Raw genomic sequence first — 14,670 nt, forward strand, 5'->3', positions numbered from 1 at the left:
GTCAGTTCGAGTGGCCGTTCGACGCCGCGCTCTGGGTCTCGCCGCCGTCGTGTTCGTGCGCTTCGAGCGTCGAGCGGGAAATGTCTTCCAGCACGTCCTCGCTGGTCGCTTCGAGGACGACCGGCGGCGCGCGGTCGGCCAACTCGGCCTCCATCCACCGCGGGACGCAGACGCACCAGCGGTTGCCCGGTTCCAGACCCGGGAAGTCGAGGTCGGGCCGGGGCGTGACGAGGTCGTTGCCCTGCCCCTTGCTGTACTGGAGGAACTCCTCGGTCATCACCGCGCAGATCTCGTGGCGACCCGGGTCTCGCTGGAGCGGATAGCAGTAGCCGTCCCGCATGGCCCCGGTCATCGGGTCCGTCCCGCAGGGGGCTAACTCCCCGCCCAGTACGTTCGCTTCACTCTCCATATTTCTAGGCTGCGGTCGTCGACTTAAAGAAATTCTGTACGGCTCTCCGAGACGATCGGCGGACTGCGACGGTGCGGCGATGTCGCGCTCGCGAGCGGCAAGAGTTCGCACGGACCGATGCCTTCATTCTGACCCGTCGCCAACGTCCAGGCGACAATGCGCGTTCGTGACTGGCAGGACATCATCGAGGACGTGATGGACAGCGGTGCCGACCCCGGGGGCTGGCGGGCGGTCGGGGGCGACCGCGCGAGCGGGATCGGCGAGGACCTCTACGTCGGCCATCCGAGCGCGGGCGTCTACCAACTCAAGACCTACGCGAAGAACCCCTTCGAGGTACAGGGGGTCGGCTCGCGGGTCGCCCGACGCATCGACGAGGACATCGACCCGCTGTTCCCCGAGGAGGGGTCGGGCCTCTTCGGCGTCCAGCAGGCCCCCGACGACGAGAGCGACGCCGAGGAGAAGGCCAAGAACCTGGAGGCGGTCCTCGAGACGCACGCGGACGCGCCGACGACGCCCAGAGCGATGTTGGAGGACATCATGGACGCCGTCGATTCGCCGGCCTACGGCCCGATGGAGTTCGACCAGTACGAGCGACCCGACCGGATGGACGACCTGACCGACACGTTCGAGGAGGCCGAGGAGCTGCTCGATACGGAGTTCGAGGATATCATCGACGAAGACGTGGACAGGGGGTTCTACTGATGACCGCGACGCGCGGTACCGACGCGGGTGGGGTCTGATGGTCGGCCCGTCCGTCACCGCGGCCGACCGCGAGCGGTTCCTCAAGCAGTTGAAGCTCGGGTTCGCCCTGCTGGTCGGCGGGTCGATGGCCTTGGTCACGCTCTACGGCGGCGCGGGACTGCCGATGGTCCTGGGGATCGGCGTCGGTGCGACCGTCGTCGGCGGCGTCCTCGCGGAGTTCACGTTCCCCGACAGCATCGCCGAGACCCCCTACGACGACAGCGGGGAACGGGGGCCGAAACCCGGGACTCGAACCAAGCGACGACGCGCTCGCGAGGACGACGAGGGGGAACAACCCGCCCGAACCGACGGCGACGGCCGGTGAGGCCCGAGCCGCGAGCGGGGGCGTCGGGACGGCGCGCCGACCACGAACTTTTGTACCGCGTCCGCCGTAAGCGCACCGTATGGCCGACTCGGAGTACCCGCTCGACGAGTTAGACCGGCGCATCATCCACGCGCTCCAACGGGACGCTCGCCACACGTCCGCCAGCGAGATCGCGGAGACGCTGGACGTCTCGGCCCGCACCGTCCGCAACCGCATCGCCAAACTCGAAGAGGGGGGCGTCATCCGCGGGTACGACGTCGACGTCGACTACGAGGCCGCGGGATACCAGTTACACACGCTCATCGTCTGTACCGCGCCGATTCACGAGCGAGAGGAGATAGCGAAGCGCGCGCTCGACGTGGAGGGCGTCGTCGCCATCCGGGAGGTGATGACCGGTGCCGACAACGTCCACGTCGAAGTGGTCGGTGCCGACGGGAACGACCTGAGTCGGATCGGCCGCGACCTCAACGACATCGGTCTCGAAGTGGTCGACGAGGACCTGATCCGCAACGAGTACACGCGCCCGTTCCACCTGTTCGACGCCGACGCGACCGGTGACGGCGGGGAAGAGTAGTTCCACAACTTCGATATTTGGGACATCAATTTTCCGATACGGAACCGATTGCTAGGTGTTTATGCCGGTCCGGAATCTATACTGCGTATCGGCGATAGCGACCACCGCCGTCGTCGAACCCATCCATGACGCGCAGAACGATCCTCCGAGACACGCTCGCTCGTACCGCCGGACCGCCGACGCTCCTCGTCGTCAGCGACTCGCACGCCGGGTCGATGCTCGCGTCGGCGTTCGAACCGACCGCCGACGTCCGTCTCGTCACCGACCACCGGAGCGCTGCCGGGCAGTTGCCCGACGGCGTCCAGGTGACAGTCGGTGACGTGACGTCGCTGGAGACGCTCGCGGACGCGGTAGACGCCGACGCCGCGGTCGTCGCGCTGCGACGGGACAGACAGGCGGTGCTGGTCACCCAGTTGCTCCGCACGCACTTCGACCTCGAGACGGTCGTCGCGGTGCTCAACGACCCGCAGCGACGGGAGGCGGTGGCGGACATCGCCACGACCGTCGTCTGCGGATCGACGCTCCTCGCGACGGAACTGCGGCGGGAGATCGAGCGCTCGCTCCCCGCATTCGAACCCGCCTGAGATGGTGAAGGACCTCGAACGAGACCTCGGTCTCCCGTCCGTCCTCGCCATCAGCATCGGCGCGATGATCGGCAGCGGCATCTTCATCCTGCCGGCGCTGGCGCTCGAGATCGCCGGTCCGGCCGTGATCCTCGCGTACGCCCTCGCCGGGATCCTCGTCGTGCCGGCGGCCCTCTCGAAGTCCGAGATGGCCACCGCCATGCCGGAGGCCGGCGGGAGCTACATCTACATCGAGCGCGGCATGGGGCCGCTGCTCGGGACGATAGCCGGCCTGGGAACGTGGTTCTCCCTCTCGTTCAAGGGCGCGCTCGCGCTCGTCGGCGGCGTCCCCTACCTCCTGTTGCTGTTCGACCTCCCGCTGAAGCCCGTCGCGCTGGGGCTGGCGGCGGTGCTGATCCTGATAAACGTCTTCGGGGCCAAGCAGACCGGCCGGCTCCAGGTCGCCATCGTCGTCGTCATGCTGGCGGCGCTCGGCTGGTTCACCGCCGGGAGCGTGTCCGGCGTCCAATCGGCGAACTACGCCGGCTTCCTCGACGCCGGCCTCGGCGGCGTGCTGGCCGCGACCGGGCTCGTGTTCGTCTCCTACGCCGGCGTCACCAAGGTGGCGAGCGTCGCCGAGGAAGTCGAGGACCCGGGGCGGAACATCCCGCTGGGCATCCTCGGATCGCTCGCGTTCACCACGGTGCTGTACGTGGCCATCGTGGCGGTGTTAGTCGGGATCACGGACCCGGGGAGCGTCGCCGGGTCGCTCACGCCGGTCGCCGTCGCCGCCGAGGTGACGCTCGGGTCGGCGGGCGTCGTCGCCATCATCGCCGCGGCCATCCTCGCGTTGGTCTCGACGGCCAACGCCGGCATCCTCTCCTCGTCGCGCTACCCCTTCGCGATGAGCCGGGACCGGCTCGCGCCGCCGTCGCTGGCCGCCGTCAGCGACCGGTTCGGCACGCCGGTCGCCGCCATCACGCTCACGGGCGTCGTCCTGCTGCTCCTGATCGCGTTCGTCCCGATCCTCGAGATCGCGAAGCTGGCCAGCGCCTTCCAGATACTGGTGTTCGCGCTCATCAACGCGGCCCTCGTCGCCTTCCGCGAGGGGAGCGCCGACTACGACCCCGAGTTCACGTCGCCGCTGTACCCGTGGACGCAGATCGCCGGGGTCGTCACCGGCGGCCTCCTCCTCACGCAGATGGGGACCGTCGCGCTCGCCGGCGCGGTCGTCATCACGCTCGCGAGCGTCGTCTGGTACCTCGTCTACGTCCGTCCGCGGGTCCGCCGGGAGGGCGCGGCGACGGACGCCATCCGCCGGCAGGTCGGTCGGAACGCGCTCACCGACGTCGAGTCAGCAGCGGCGGACGCCACCCGCGAAGTGCTCGTCGCGTTCACCAAGGCCGTAGACGAGGACAGGGAGCGAGCGCTGGTCGAACTGGCCGCGGACGTCGTCCGGCCGGACGGCGGTCGCGTGGTCGCCGTCCGGTTCGAGGAGATCCCCGACCAAGCTCCCCTCATCGAGGACGCGGCCGACCAGTCGTCGGCTGACCTCGCGTTCGAGACGCGGATGGCGGCGCTCGGCGAGGAGCTGGCGGTCGACGTGGAGGCCGACGAGATAGTGAGTCACGACACGAAACACGCCGTCGTCAACTTCGCAGCCGACCGGGGCATGGACACGATACTGGCCGAACACGAACCGCTCCGGCTTCGGTCGCGCCTGTTCGCCGACCCGATCGACTGGGTCGTCCGGCACGCCCCCTGTGACGTCCTCCTCGTGGACAATCTCGGCTACGACCGGCCGAGACAGGTCACGGTGGCGGGCGAGGGCGGACCGCACCCGCCGCTTGCGGTGACCGTCGCCGAGGCCGTCGCCGAATCGAACGGGGGGAACGTCTCGCTCTGGTACCCCGCCGACGGCTCCGAGGAACACAGGGAGACGATCGACGACTACCAGTCGTCCATCTCAGAGCTGCTCTCGGTCCCCGTACAGACTGAATCGCTCCGTAGCGACGGTGGGCGACTGCCGCGGCCGGACCTCCTCGTGCATCGGGGGGCCGACCGCCGGCTCAGAGCGGCGCTGTTCGACGGCGGCCCGCCCTCGCCGAGTCCGGGGTGTACGACCGTCACCGTCTATCCGCACGACTCCCGTCGGCCGTCGCTGGCGCGTCGCATCCTCGAACGGGCCGTCTTCTAACCCGCGGGCCCTCGCTCGCGGCTTCTCTCCCGTCGCGTCTACGACTCGGAGTTAGAGTGTTTCAGGTAGAGCGATCGCCCCCTGTGGAGGACGTCCCACAGCGAGTTGCCGCCGCGCTCCCAGACGAGCGTCGGAACGAGCTGCCCGCCGAACCCCTCCTTGTACCGGAACAGGCCGTTCTCGTAGTCCGGTTTCGTCGTCCCGAGGTCGTAGGTCTCGTAGCCGTTGTCGATCCCCCAGCGGACGACGTAGTCGTAGAGCAGTTCCGAGACGTGATGATCGAAGAACTCGCGAGGAATCGCGGAGATATACCCGTGGACGGAGGACTGCTCGTCGTCAAGTATCTCAAGCAGGCCGCCGGCGTACTCGCCGTCGACGCGCGCGGTGACCAACAGCAGTCGGTCCGCCATCCCGAGCAGCGACTCGAAGAACTCGCGCGGGAACGCGGAGACGCCGAGTTCGTCCATCACCCGCACGTATGTCCGATAGAACCGCCCGAGCGTGTCGCTCGTCACCGCCTCCTCGATCACCTCGGCGTCGCCCTCCCGCCCGCGTTCGATACCTTTGCGCCTCGACCGGCTCATCCCCGAGAGAATGTCCTCGTACGGGCGTGAGAGGTGTAACAGGAACCGACAGCGCCGCCGGTTCGGCTCGTAATCGTGACTCTGAAAGAGCGTGTTGTAGCGGAGGTAACTGGTGTCGAGCGCGCGTATCTCGTGGACGACGGTCCGGCCGGTGCAGTAGTCGGCCACCGTCTCGAGCATCGCGGGGAGGACGGTGTCCGTATCTGTCGTCGCCAGCGGGCCCCCGAAACCGGGTTCGACCGAGACCAGTCGTCGGAGCGGCGAACGGTCGACGCCCTCTAAGGGCTCGAGGAAGTTCGGAAAGAGACCGATCGGATTCCCGTCCTTCTCGACGAAGAGATGCCGCGGCGCGTGGCCGAGACCGTTCTCGACGGCTTCGAGCCACTCGTGGCGGTGGAAGACGCTCCCTCTCGAGGACTGGTCGACGACGGCGTTCCAGCGGTCGGGCGAGACCTCGCTGATCGACCCGAGAACGCGCAAATCGTGTCTGAACTGTTCGTCTGTCCCCGTCGCCCGTCCCAAACGTAGTCCAGATGCGATGCGACTAGAGAGTGGCATCTACGTAGCGGCCACACGACCGGTCAGTAATGTTATGGTGAGCTTTCAGCCGGTAAGCCCCTCCGGACCGGCCTCGCGCCGTCACGGCGGCGAGACGGGCGTCGACCGGCGGAAACGTCGGCTTACGGGTCGACGCGACGTACCCAGAGCGACGGATTCTCGATCTCGTCGTCAGTCGGGAGCGTCTCGGGCGAGTCCCAGACGCGTCCGGCGGCCGCGACACCGCGAGCGTCGGCGACGGCCTCGAAGAACGCCTTTCCGCGCTCGTACTGCCGGCGTTTCATCCCGAGGCCGAGCAGCCGGCGGACGAGTTCCGCGACGGGGCCGCGTCCCTGTCGGCGTTCGTCGACCTTCCGCCGCAGGTCGTCGTACTCGTCGTCGAAGGCGCGGTCCATCAGCAGCTCCGCGTACCCCTCGACGGCGGTCATCGTCGTGTCCAGTTCGCCGAGCGAGGCACGATCTAAGTTGCCGTCGCTGAGGCGCTCGATGGCCTCCTCCATCTTCTCCTCCATGTGCTCGGAGAGCCACGGCGCGGCCCCGAACTCCGCGGCGTGCGTCACCTCGTGGAAGGCGATCCAGCGCCGGAAGCGGTCCTGGTCCACGTCGAGTTGGGCGGCGACCTTCCGGATGTTCGGGCGCACGAAATAGAGCGCGTGGTCGTCGCCGTCGGCCAGCAGGAGCGGGTCGTACTGGCCGAGGACGTTGTTCGCGAGAAACGAGAGGGCGAAGGCCATCGAGCCGGTGTTGACGACGCGGGCGATTCCGGGGATGAACTGCGCCTGCTGCTCGATCGGGGCCATCACCCGCTCGAAGGTCGCCACGTTCGCGTCTATCCAGTGGTGACGGTGTTGGATCTCGACCGTGTCCGGGAGGTCGAAGTCGAGCCCGCCGACCTCGCGAACGCGGTCGCGAGCGTCGCGGACGTCGCTCGCGTACCCCCTGCGCTCGTCGGCGGAGACGTCGAGGTCGCCCGGGTCCGTCGCCTCCTTGGCGGCGGCCGTGACGGCGCTCCAGTCCAATGGCCCGTCGCCGGACGCGCCCGCGACGGCGCGGACGCTGTGATACAATCCCATATCCGGGAAACGGGGCGGCGATGCATAGGCCTTCTCCCCGCGTGCACAGATCGGTCGTCGCGCGGCTTCAGACGTCGCCGAAGTCGTCGTCGAAGTCGTCGCCGAACTCCTCGTCCAGTTCGTCGTCCCCGCCCAGCAGTTTCTTCTTCGCGACGACGGCGACGACGAGCAGCGCGACGAGGACGAAGACCGCGAACAGTCCCGAGCGGCCGCCCGCTTCGTCGTCTTCGAACTCTTCCGCTTCTACGTCCTCCTCGTCGTCTTCGTCGATTCCGAAGCCGGACGTGCCGGCGGTGAACTCCGAACCGTCCAGGTTCAGCTCCAGGAGTGTGAATTTCGCCATACTGATACGTCGGCCCGACGACTCTTATCCGTTGTGCTGTCGGAGCGATCGGCCCGTTTCTCGTCCGTTGGTGCCCCCGTGTAACGGCCATCGCGACTTTCAATCGCTCCGACGGCCCCGTAATTCATAGTCGCCGACACCGTATCCCGGGTATGGAGGAACGACGACGCGAGTTCTTGGAGTCGCTGTTGACCACGCCGGGTCCCTCCGGCTACGAGGCCGACAGCCAGCGCGTGTGGGTGGACTACGTGAGCGAGTTCGCAGACGAGGTCAGGACCGACGACTACGGCAACGCCGTCGCCACGCTCCGCGGCAGCGACACGTCGGTCGCGCTGGCGGGCCACGGCGACGAGATCGGCTTCATCGTCCGGGACCTGACCGACGACGGGTTCGTCCGTCTCGAGCGCATCGGCGGGTCGGACAAGACCGTCTCCCGCGGCCAACACGTCACCGTCCACACTGCCGACGGCCCGGTCTCGGGCGTCGTCGGCCAGACCGCGATCCACCTCCGGGAGGGCGAGGAGGAGAGCGTCCCCGAAGTGGCCGAACAGCACGTCGACGTGGGCGCCGAAGACGGCGAGGAACTCGAATCGCTCGTCGACCGCGGCGACCCGGTCACGTTCACGCAGACCGTCTCGGAGCTGGCGAACGGCCGGCTCGCCGCTCGCGGGATGGACAACCGAGTCGGCATCTGGGCGGCCGCCGAGGGCCTGCGCCGCGCGGCGGAACGGGGCGTCGACGCCACCGTTCACGCCGTCTCGACGGTCCAGGAGGAAGTCGGCCTGCAGGGCGCGAAGATGGTCGGATTCGACCTCGACCCGGACGCGGTCGTGGCGGTGGACGTCACGCACGCGCCCGACTCGCCGGACTCGCCGAGCGACCGCTCGACCGGCGTCGAACTCGGCGGCGGCCCGGTCGTCTCCCGAGGCAGCGCCAACCACCCGGTCGTGGTCGAGTCGCTCCGCGAGACGGGGACCGACGAGGAGATCGACGTCCAGCTACAGGCGACCGGTATCCGGACCGGCACCGACGCCGACGCCTTCTACACCGCGCGCGGCGGCATCCCGGCGGTCAGCGTCGGCCTCCCGAACCGCTACATGCACACCCCGGTCGAGGTCATCGATCCGGCCGACCTCGACGCGCTGGCGGACCTGCTCGCGGGATTCGCCGCCCGCGCGACCGACGACGCCCCCTTCTCCGTCGATGTGTAGACGCGAGGCACCGGCGGCTCGGCGCGGTCGCTCGCGCGTACGGAACCGCGCTACCGGCGACGCGGGCGACGTGATCGGGGCCGCTCCCCGGTCTCACGCGCCGCCGATAGAGTACCGCCATCGGGCTCGGAGGCGAAGTCAATAGCATGGAGTGGACACCGTCCAAGAGCCGCGCGGCGTGGTGGGTCCTCGGCCTGTTCGTCGTCGTCTTACTGGCGTGGGTGTTCACCAACTACGCCGGCGCGTTCGTCCTCGGCCTGTTCCTCTACTACGTGACTCGGCCGGCACACCGGCGGCTGCAGTCCCGGTTCCGACCGACCATCGCCGCGGTGGTCTCGCTGCTCGTCCTCGCCGTTCCGGTGGTCCTCCTCGTGGGCTATACGCTCGCCGTCGCGGCACAGGAACTGGGCAACCTGGCACAGACGGTCGATCTCGGCCCGCTGGCGGGGTTCATCGAACCGTACCTCGACGTCTCCACGATCGTTCAGGACCCCGAGGTGCTGCTCGAAAACCCGGACGTCGTCAGCGCCGGACAGGTGTTCGCGACCGGTATCCTCGCGTACCTCCCGCTGGTCGGGGCGGCGCTCATCGACCTGTTTCTGGCGCTCACCGTCGCCTACTACCTCCTGCGGGACGGACCGCGGCTCAGCCGGTGGCTCCGGAACACGCTCGGCGGCAACTCGGCCGTCTTCGACGAGTACGTCGACCTGGTCGACGAGGACCTCGGGAGCGTCTTCTTCGGGAACATCCTCAACGCGTTCGTCGTCGCCATCGTCGCGGTGGTCCTCTACTCCACGCTGGACGCCGTCGCGCCCGCCGGCGGCATCCCGTATCCGGCGCTCGTCGGCGTCCTCGCGGGCGCGGCGAGCCTGATCCCGGTCGTCGGCATGAAACTGGTGTATATCCCGGTGGCGCTCGGTCTCTTCGGCCGGGCGTTCCTCAACGGCGAACCGCTGTGGTTCCCGACGGTGTTCGTCGTCGCCACCGTGGTCATCGTCGACTTCATCCCCGACCTCCTGCTCCGGCCGTACGTCTCCGGGCGCAACCTCCACGTCGGCCTCGTGATGATCGCGTACATCATCGGGCCGACGCTGTTCGGGTGGTACGGCCTCTTCCTCGGCCCGCTGTTGCTCGTCGTGGTCTATCACTTCGCGCGGCTGATCGTCCCGACGCTGACCGGCAACGAAGGGGCCGAGCGGACGCCGACGCCGCCAGCGGACGCGGCGGGTATCCGCGCCGCCGAGCCGTCGGCGAGGGACGAGGGAGCCACCGAGGGCGACGCCACGTAGATCGCGCGGACGACGGGCGATTCCCCGCTATCGGGCGAAGCAAGCGGTACGTTTAAGCGGCAGACACTATCTCAACCGTACATGAGTGGACGACCGCTGGACGTACTCGAAGCGTCGCTCGGCGAGGACGTCACCGTACAACTGAAGGGCGGCGAGCTGTTCGAGGGCGAGCTCACCGGGTACGACCAGCACATGAACCTCGTCATCGAAGACGAAGACACAACGATTATACGCGGGGATAACGTCGTCTCGATTAACCCATGACTGGCGCAGGAACACCGAGCCAAGGGAAGAAGAACACCACGACACACACGAAGTGTCGCCGGTGTGGCGAGAAATCGTATCACACGAAGAAGAAGGTCTGCTCGTCGTGCGGCTTCGGCAAGTCGGCGAAACGACGTGACTACGAGTGGCAGTCGAAAGCCGGCGAATAACTCTCCATCATGCACGAGAAGTGCGGCGTTGTCGGCATCTCTCTCGAAGACCGTAACGCCGCCCGCCCCCTCTACTACTCTCTCTACGCGCTCCAGCATCGCGGACAGGAGTCCGCCGGTATCGTCACCCACGACGGTTTCCAACAGCACAGCCACGTCGAGATGGGACTGGTCGGCGACGCCTTCGGTCCCGGCGACCTCCAGTCGCTGAACGGGGCCAACGGGATCGGTCACGTCCGCTATCCCACCGCGGGCAGCGTCAACGCCTGCTGTGCCCAGCCCTTCTCCGTCTCCTTCAAATCCGGTTCGCTGGGCCTCTCGCACAACGGGAACCTCGTCAACGCCGACGAGATCGGCGACGAACTGGCGGACCTCGGCCACGCCTTCACGAGCGACGGCGACACCGAAGTCATCGCCCACGACCTCGCGCGCAACCTCCTAGAGGAGGACCTCGTCCGCGCCGTCAAGCGGACGATGGAGCGCATCCACGGCTCCTATTCGCTGACCATCATGCACGACGAGACGGTGCTCGGCGTGCGAGACCCGCAGGGCAACCGCCCGCTGTGTATCGGCGAACTGGAAGACGGCTACGTGCTGGCCTCCGAGTCGGCCGCCATCGACACGCTCGACGGCGAGCTCATCCGGGACGTGAAGCCCGGCGAACTGGTCGTCCTCCATCCGGACGGCACCGGGTACGACACCTACCAACTGATCGAGCAGCAGAACACGGCTCACTGCTTCTTCGAACACGTCTACTTCGCCCGGCCGGACTCGACGATCGACGACAGTCTCGTCTACGAAGTCCGCCGCGAACTGGGCCGCAAGCTCTGGGAAGAGTCGGGCGTCGAATCGGACGTGGTGCTTCCAGTCCCCGACTCCGGGCGCGCGTTCGCCTCCGGCTACGCCGAGGCCGCGCAGGACGACGGTTCGGATATCGAGTTCGCGGAGGGCCTGATGAAGAACCGCTACGTCGGTCGGACGTTCATCATGCCGACGCAGGACGAGCGGGAACGCGCCGTCCGCCTGAAGCTCAACCCGATCAAATCGACCATCGAGGGGAAGACCGTCACCATCATCGACGACTCCATCGTCCGCGGAACGACCTCGACGCAGCTCATCCAGCTGCTGAAAGACGCCGGCGCGGAGGAAGTCAACGTCCGTATCGGCGCGCCACCCATCGTCGCGCCCTGTTACATGGGCATCGACATGGCCTCCCGCGACGAACTCATCGCCGGCAACCAGTCCGTCGAGGAGATCCGCGAGGAGATCGAGGCCGACTCGCTGTCGTATCTCTCGATCGACGCCATCGCCGACACGCTCGAGACCAGTCGGGCAGACCTCTGTCTGGGCTGTGTCACCGGCGAGTACCCGTACGACATCGAGGGCGAGGAGACCGACCGCGACGTCGTCCGTCCCGACATCGGTGGGGAACCGACGCCGGCTGACGATTAGGGTGGTTCGAGCGTAGCGAGAACCTCCTTTCTCACGAGCGGGGAGGAACGACCCGCGAGCAGTAGCGAGGGGCGCGAACAGAGAGGGACCGACGGTCCCTCAGGCAGCCGGGCGGCATCGCCGCCCGACGATGAAAGGAGCGGCCCTCGAAACTGCGAACGGTAAGTGAACCGCGGAGCAGCAGCCAGACAGATCGCTATTCACGGCTCACTACGTTCGCCGTTCGTATCAATCGAGAGCCGCGCTCCGCTCAGTCGCGCGGCCCTCGCCGTTCACCACACCAGATACAGCATCGCGTAGACGACGATGCCGAGCGAGAAGGAGACCAACCAGAGCCCGGCCGCCAGCTTTCCGGCCTTCGGGTGGTTCGTCGCCGGGAGCTCCGCGACCGGATAGCTCGCGGCCAGCAACAGGGTGTAGTACACCATCGGGATGGCGACGATCGCCAGCAGAATGTGGACGGCGAGCAGCGGGAGGTAGACGAACGACTCGACGGCGGCGGGGCCAGCGAAGTCCGTCGGTCCCTCCAGCGTGATGCGGTAGAGGTACAGAATCAAGAAGGCTCCGAACAGGCCGAACGCCGCGACCATCAGGCGGCGGTGGCGCTCGACGTCGCCGTTCCGTATCGCGCGGATACCCGTGACGATGGTCACGATCGCGGCGGCGCTGATAGCGGCGTTGAGATGCGGGATCGCCGCGAGGGCGGACTCCGGAGCGCGCGGGAGGACGCGAGGCGGGATCGCGCCGAGGACGGCCCCGAAGACGAGCGCCAGCGAGACCGCGGTCAGGATGCCCGTCAGCTCGGGGACGCGGTCCCGTGTCCGATTCATATTCCGACGTTGGTGACGCCCGATAATGTGGGTTGTGACACGAGGCGGAGACGCCGAGCACGGCGTCGTATTCGGAATCTTATCGCCGTTCGCTGGCTGCAACGGTCCGAAACGATCGCTCACAAGAGTCGGTAATCCGATATTATGTCTCTGCCGGACTCATTTACAATACTCTATTAGGCCGGACAGTGGTCCGTGCAATCACTACTCAAACGCGGCTACTACGGGTACGTGGGACTCGCGATGTCGGTCCTCTCACGATACCCGCTGGGGACGAACGTCTTCGAGCGCGACTGGGACGCGTTGATAATCCTCGATACCTGTCGGGTGGACGCGCTGCGAGAAGTGGCGTGGGAGTACGACTTCGTCGACGAGGTCGAGTCTATCTGGTCGGTCGGCTCCGCCTCGGCCGAGTGGATGGCCCAGACGTTCACCGAGAAGTACCGCTCGGAGATCGCGGACACGGCGCTCGTCTCGGCGAACGCGTTCACGCAGCGCGTCCTCGCCGAGCGGGAGTTCCCGGAGGACGGCCGGGGCGTCTCGAGCACCGACTGGAAGACGCTCCGCCCGGAAGACTTCCGCTACGTCGATCAGCCGTGGATGTACGCCGATCCGCCCCCGGTCGGTCTGACGCTCCCGCGACCGGTCACCGAGCGGGCGATCGCCGTCGGGCGCGAGATCGATCCCGAGCGGCTCGTCGTCCACTACGAACAGCCCCATCATCCCTTCACCGCACGGGCGATCGCCGAGGGTCGCGAGACGCTCGAACCGTGGGAGGGCGAGCCGTTCGACTACCTCAAGAACGGCGGGGACTTCCAGAAGGTGTGGGACGCGTATCTGGACAACCTCCGCTGGGTCTTAGACGAGGTGGAACTGCTGCTGGAGAACCTCGACGCCGAGACGGTCGTCCTGAGCGCGGACCACGGCAACGCCTACGGCGAGTGGGGGATGTACATGCACCGGTACGCCGTCCCCATCCCCGAGGTCAGGCGGGTGCCGTGGGCGGAGACGACGGCGACCGACGAGCGGACCTTCGAACCGACGCTCTCGCCGCCGAAAGAACGGCGGGACTCCGATACGACGGAGCACCTCCGGCAACTGGGTTATCTGGCGTGAGCCCGCGGCGGAGCGGAGATGCGCGCCGCGTCGGTCCCCGTGGCGGACGTCGCAGTGCCGTTCGCCGACGTCGCGGTGCCGTTACTCGCGGTTCCGTTCGCCGAAGGCGCATTCCGCTGTCGTTGGACCCAGTCGTCGTACTCGGACTGATTGAGAACGATGACGGTCCCGTCCATCCGACTGTGACCCGAGCCGCACAGCTCCGCGCAGTGGAGCCGATAGGACCCCGTCTGCGTGGGTTTGGTCCGCGCGATCGTCGTCTGCCCGGGGAAGATGTCCTGCTTGACGCCGAGCTGTGGAATGTACAGCGAGTGGATGACTCTCGAGGATTCGAGCCTGAACGTCACGTTCTCGTTTTTCGGGAGGACGAGGCGAGACTGCGTGGTGACGTTCGACTCGGGGTAGTGGAACTCCCAGCCCCACTGGTAGGCCAGCACTTCGACTTCCATGCCGTCGGCCGCTTGTCCGCCGGCGTCGGTCGGCCCGGCGGCCGCGGGAGTGATGTAGGGGTTCAACAGGACGAAGAAGGCGGAGACGCCGACGAATATCAGTATCGCGCCGGTCGCGGCGGTCCACGTGATCTCCAGCGCGGGGTCGTCAACGGTCGGTTTCGGCCGGTCGTTGTTCCGGAACCGATAGATCGCGTAGACGAGCGTCAACTCGACGAACAGCGTCAGCGGAAGCGCGACGTACAGCAACTGCTCGTTCAGGTCGTCGATGGCCGCCCGATTGACCGACTGGGCGGCCGCGGGCGAGGAGAAGGCGACGGCTCCGAGAGCGAGGACACACAGCCACGCGACGGCACGACTGAGACGCATTGCACACACCTTACCGCGGGCCACTCAAATAGCTTGGCGACTCCGGGACGGCACCGGAATTCTCCATCGAAAATCGACAGGTTCGCCGCGTCGTCGCGTGGTTTTATGAGCGTGGCACCGTCAGTGTGAACCAATGAGTTGCCCGACCGCGTC

The 14,670-nt window shown here is 67.3% G+C and carries 17 protein-coding genes; 11 read left to right on the plus strand and 6 right to left on the minus strand.

Annotated features, from left to right (window positions below):
• Position 1 precedes the first annotated feature (1 nt).
• The gene (locus GO488_RS01130) at positions 2-409 is read right to left on the minus strand and encodes a DUF2237 family protein (protein WP_162315971.1); all 408 of its coding nucleotides are present in this window, start codon (positions 407-409) and stop codon (positions 2-4) included.
• Between the two features lie 156 nt (positions 410-565).
• Between GO488_RS01130 and GO488_RS01135 the strand changes: the two genes are divergently transcribed.
• The 5 genes from GO488_RS01135 (at position 566) to GO488_RS01155 (ending at position 4,809) form a co-directional block, all read left to right on the plus strand.
• On the plus strand, positions 566-1,111 hold the full coding sequence (locus GO488_RS01135) for a hypothetical protein (protein WP_162315972.1): 546 nt from the start codon (positions 566-568) through the stop codon (positions 1,109-1,111).
• A 37-nt stretch (positions 1,112-1,148) separates the two neighbouring features.
• A complete protein-coding gene (locus GO488_RS01140; protein ID WP_162315973.1) occupies positions 1,149-1,475 on the plus strand; it encodes a hypothetical protein in 327 nt (108 codons plus the stop codon).
• A 79-nt stretch (positions 1,476-1,554) separates the two neighbouring features.
• Entirely contained in the window at positions 1,555-2,049 is a 495-nt protein-coding gene (locus GO488_RS01145; RefSeq protein WP_162315974.1) for an Lrp/AsnC family transcriptional regulator, read from the plus strand.
• Positions 2,050-2,174: 125 nt separating this feature from the next.
• Entirely contained in the window at positions 2,175-2,633 is a 459-nt protein-coding gene (locus GO488_RS01150) for an NAD-binding protein (RefSeq protein ID WP_162315975.1), read from the plus strand.
• A gap of 4 nt (positions 2,634-2,637) precedes the next feature.
• On the plus strand, positions 2,638-4,809 hold the full coding sequence (locus tag GO488_RS01155; protein ID WP_162317508.1) for a universal stress protein: 2,172 nt from the start codon (positions 2,638-2,640) through the stop codon (positions 4,807-4,809).
• A gap of 38 nt (positions 4,810-4,847) precedes the next feature.
• Here the strand turns inward: GO488_RS01155 and GO488_RS01160 are convergent, their stop codons facing one another.
• The 3 genes from GO488_RS01160 to GO488_RS01170 all read right to left on the minus strand — a co-directional run bounded on the left by GO488_RS01160 (position 4,848) and on the right by GO488_RS01170 (position 7,367).
• Complete coding sequence (locus GO488_RS01160; protein ID WP_162315976.1) at positions 4,848-5,951, minus strand: GNAT family N-acetyltransferase; 1,104 nt, start codon at positions 5,949-5,951, stop codon at positions 4,848-4,850.
• Positions 5,952-6,073: 122 nt separating this feature from the next.
• Positions 6,074-7,024: a zinc-dependent metalloprotease gene (locus GO488_RS01165; protein ID WP_162315977.1), complete on the minus strand. Its 951-nt coding sequence runs from the start codon at positions 7,022-7,024 to the stop codon at positions 6,074-6,076.
• A 67-nt stretch (positions 7,025-7,091) separates the two neighbouring features.
• Positions 7,092-7,367 carry a hypothetical protein gene (locus GO488_RS01170; RefSeq protein ID WP_162315978.1) on the minus strand — a complete coding sequence of 92 codons (276 nt, stop codon included), beginning with the start codon at positions 7,365-7,367 and terminating at the stop codon, positions 7,092-7,094.
• A gap of 152 nt (positions 7,368-7,519) precedes the next feature.
• Here GO488_RS01170 and GO488_RS01175 point away from each other — a divergent pair, with 152 nt between their 5' ends.
• From GO488_RS01175 to purF, 5 genes are all read left to right on the plus strand, one after another.
• Positions 7,520-8,578: a M20/M25/M40 family metallo-hydrolase gene (locus tag GO488_RS01175; protein WP_162315979.1), complete on the plus strand. Its 1,059-nt coding sequence runs from the start codon at positions 7,520-7,522 to the stop codon at positions 8,576-8,578.
• Positions 8,579-8,724: 146 nt separating this feature from the next.
• Positions 8,725-9,867, plus strand: coding sequence for an AI-2E family transporter (locus tag GO488_RS01180; protein WP_162315980.1), 1,143 nt, complete (start codon positions 8,725-8,727; stop codon positions 9,865-9,867).
• Between the two features lie 81 nt (positions 9,868-9,948).
• Complete coding sequence (locus tag GO488_RS01185; protein WP_162315981.1) at positions 9,949-10,131, plus strand: LSM domain-containing protein; 183 nt, start codon at positions 9,949-9,951, stop codon at positions 10,129-10,131.
• Positions 10,128-10,301: a 50S ribosomal protein L37e gene (locus GO488_RS01190; protein ID WP_004517916.1), complete on the plus strand. Its 174-nt coding sequence runs from the start codon at positions 10,128-10,130 to the stop codon at positions 10,299-10,301. The genes GO488_RS01185 and GO488_RS01190 overlap by 4 nt, the downstream gene beginning before the upstream one ends.
• A 9-nt stretch (positions 10,302-10,310) precedes the next feature.
• Positions 10,311-11,753 (plus strand): amidophosphoribosyltransferase, encoded by a 1,443-nt coding sequence (gene purF / locus GO488_RS01195; RefSeq protein WP_162315982.1) that lies wholly within the window; start codon positions 10,311-10,313, stop codon positions 11,751-11,753.
• Positions 11,754-12,025: 272 nt separating this feature from the next.
• On the opposite strand, the gene GO488_RS01200 is transcribed toward purF, so the two are convergent.
• A complete protein-coding gene (locus GO488_RS01200; RefSeq protein WP_162315983.1) occupies positions 12,026-12,583 on the minus strand; it encodes a DUF420 domain-containing protein in 558 nt (185 codons plus the stop codon).
• A gap of 195 nt (positions 12,584-12,778) precedes the next feature.
• Between GO488_RS01200 and GO488_RS01205 the strand changes: the two genes are divergently transcribed.
• The gene (locus GO488_RS01205; RefSeq protein ID WP_162315984.1) at positions 12,779-13,699 is read left to right on the plus strand and encodes an LTA synthase family protein; all 921 of its coding nucleotides are present in this window, start codon (positions 12,779-12,781) and stop codon (positions 13,697-13,699) included.
• Here the strand turns inward: GO488_RS01205 and coxB are convergent.
• Positions 13,687-14,517 carry a cytochrome c oxidase subunit II gene (gene coxB, locus GO488_RS01210; protein WP_162315985.1) on the minus strand — a complete coding sequence of 277 codons (831 nt, stop codon included), beginning with the start codon at positions 14,515-14,517 and terminating at the stop codon, positions 13,687-13,689. The two genes, GO488_RS01205 and coxB, sit on opposite strands and share 13 nt — an antisense overlap.
• Between the last annotated feature and the right edge of the window lie 153 nt (positions 14,518-14,670).

Source organism: Haloarcula limicola, from assembly GCF_010119205.1.
Lineage (GTDB): Archaea > Halobacteriota > Halobacteria > Halobacteriales > Haloarculaceae > Haloarcula > Haloarcula limicola.

Excerpts from the sequence above, each read along its gene's own strand:
- GO488_RS01130 (WP_162315971.1), bottom strand. The coding sequence starts at position 409 with ATGGAGAGTGAAGCGAACGTACTGGGCGGGGAGTTAGCCCCCTGCGGG.
- GO488_RS01135 (WP_162315972.1), top strand. The coding sequence starts at position 566 with ATGCGCGTTCGTGACTGGCAGGACATCATCGAGGACGTGATGGACAGC.
- GO488_RS01140 (WP_162315973.1), top strand. The coding sequence starts at position 1,149 with ATGGTCGGCCCGTCCGTCACCGCGGCCGACCGCGAGCGGTTCCTCAAG.
- GO488_RS01145 (WP_162315974.1), top strand. The coding sequence starts at position 1,555 with ATGGCCGACTCGGAGTACCCGCTCGACGAGTTAGACCGGCGCATCATC.
- GO488_RS01150 (WP_162315975.1), top strand. The coding sequence starts at position 2,175 with ATGACGCGCAGAACGATCCTCCGAGACACGCTCGCTCGTACCGCCGGA.
- GO488_RS01160 (WP_162315976.1), bottom strand. The coding sequence starts at position 5,951 with ATGCCACTCTCTAGTCGCATCGCATCTGGACTACGTTTGGGACGGGCG.
- GO488_RS01165 (WP_162315977.1), bottom strand. The coding sequence starts at position 7,024 with ATGGGATTGTATCACAGCGTCCGCGCCGTCGCGGGCGCGTCCGGCGAC.
- GO488_RS01170 (WP_162315978.1), bottom strand. The coding sequence starts at position 7,367 with ATGGCGAAATTCACACTCCTGGAGCTGAACCTGGACGGTTCGGAGTTC.
- GO488_RS01175 (WP_162315979.1), top strand. The coding sequence starts at position 7,520 with ATGGAGGAACGACGACGCGAGTTCTTGGAGTCGCTGTTGACCACGCCG.
- GO488_RS01180 (WP_162315980.1), top strand. The coding sequence starts at position 8,725 with ATGGAGTGGACACCGTCCAAGAGCCGCGCGGCGTGGTGGGTCCTCGGC.
- GO488_RS01185 (WP_162315981.1), top strand. The coding sequence starts at position 9,949 with ATGAGTGGACGACCGCTGGACGTACTCGAAGCGTCGCTCGGCGAGGAC.
- GO488_RS01190 (WP_004517916.1), top strand. The coding sequence starts at position 10,128 with ATGACTGGCGCAGGAACACCGAGCCAAGGGAAGAAGAACACCACGACA.
- purF (WP_162315982.1), top strand. The coding sequence starts at position 10,311 with ATGCACGAGAAGTGCGGCGTTGTCGGCATCTCTCTCGAAGACCGTAAC.
- GO488_RS01200 (WP_162315983.1), bottom strand. The coding sequence starts at position 12,583 with ATGAATCGGACACGGGACCGCGTCCCCGAGCTGACGGGCATCCTGACC.
- coxB (WP_162315985.1), bottom strand. The coding sequence starts at position 14,517 with ATGCGTCTCAGTCGTGCCGTCGCGTGGCTGTGTGTCCTCGCTCTCGGA.